The 1,883-nt window shown below is 34.9% G+C and carries 1 protein-coding gene; it reads left to right on the top strand.

Features of this window, described 5'->3' with window-relative positions:
- Positions 1-582: 582 nt before the first annotated feature.
- Positions 583-1,883: tetratricopeptide repeat protein (locus tag AC3DU7_RS07780; RefSeq protein WP_488038780.1), on the top strand; the 1,301-nt coding region annotated here is incomplete at its 3' end.

The raw sequence follows: 1,883 nt of genomic DNA on the forward strand, positions 1-1,883 counted from the left end.
GTTATCAGTTATCAGTTATCAGTTATCAGTACTTCCTGTAATAGAGAGGCTTGAAACCTAATTTTTTGGTCATATTATCGGAAGAGGCGAGTTAGCTTCTACTTCTTTATTTTTTGCGTTGAATAAAAAATCATGCGTAGGGGCGAACGACTCCTTATACATCTTATAATCTTCAAAATATCAGAGTTTTTGTTTGAATGCAAGTATTTCCCTGGTAATTTTTTATGGAGCTACTGAGGATGAGAATGATTGATAATTTAATTTATTATTTTAAATAGGGGGGTTGTTGAATAAATGTATGATTTCACAGGAGTTATACCAATTTGATAAATGATTTGATACATTTTCTTGAGCGGGGAAGTTAGGGGAGAGGTAAAAAGAGGATATCTAAAAAGTTTTTTGATACTGAATTTTGCCCCCCGAGCAAGCCAATTTTGGGGGGAATAAGAGTCAATTTGCTTCTAAAAGTCCCCCAATTTTGGGGGATGCGCGGGGGCGAGTGATGTAGCAAATTATGTTCAGCCTCATATAAGACCTAACATAAAATTGGTATCAAAGTTAATCATTTATCATCTAATTAAAATGCTCAAAATTCAAAACTTAGTTCTCACTAGCAGTTGTTTTTACCTCTTTTTTTCAAATTATTGTTTAGCAAAAACTCCTGAATTTTCCGAATATACTCTTAGAAAAAATGCTGTAAATATTATCTCTCAACGTCAAACAGATGCAGAACAAGAATTAGCTCCTCCCAATCAATTTACCCCTAACCCTTTAGAAAGCACTGAACCAGATCCACTCTTGCCAGAACCACCAACTACGGGAACTGTTACTGGAGAAAAAAGAGAACAACTTTCTCAAGAACTCGACCAACTTAACGTTGAAGCAGCAGCATTATTAGCAGCGGGGGAAACAACGAAAGCTTTTGAAACCTGGAATAGAGAACTTCGTTTGCGACGTTATCTTGGTAAAGCAGAAGAGTTAGCAGCTTTGGAGCGAGTTTCAGAAATAGCGTGGAATAATAGTCAAAAATTACAGGTGCAGTGGATAACACAACGACTGGAAACCCTACAACCAGAAATTCAAGAACAAGAACCTGTGAATATAGAATTGTTGCAAGCATTAGGCTCTGCATTTAATACTGTTAGAGCAAAAGATCCAGCAGTTCAAGTTTATCAACAAGTTATTGCTGAAGCTAGAAAACAAGAGGATGTTACTACTTTGAAACTAGCTTTGACAGCTATAGGGGAAATATATTTGAATTGGCTAGATTATGATAATGCAGCGATCGCCTATGAAGAATTATTGGAGGTTCAGCAACAGAGTGAGTTAGAAACATCTACTAATGAAGAAATAACAGATCCTGCTTTAACTACTAATTTTGAAAAAGTAGATACTATCGAAAAATTAGCTTTTATTTATAATCAAGCGGGAAAACCTTTACAAGCAATTACAGCTAAAGAAAGATTGGTCAATTTTTACGAAGATCAACAAATTATCACAGAAGTTCCAGATATAAAAATATCTATTGCTGAAGATTATGAGGAGCTTGGAAAACTTAGTATTGCCAGTCAATACTATCAAGAAGCTTATGATATTGCTCAATCAATTCAAAGGTTTATAAGTGCTAGTGATGCTTTGGAAAAATTGGCAGCGCTCTATCTTTCTCAGGATGAAAAAGAAGCAGCAATTGAAATATATAAAGTGCAATTATTGATGGATCAACAGTTTGTTAATGTTTATGGGATGATGGAAACTTATGATCGTATGGGTCAAGTTTATGCACAGTTAAAAGCTTTTCCTTTAGCAATGTCATCTTTTCAAAGAGGTTTAGAATTATCGAGACAATTGGGGGGATATCGAGAAAGTTATTTTCTACAAAAGCT

Source organism: Okeania sp. (assembly GCF_983059655.1).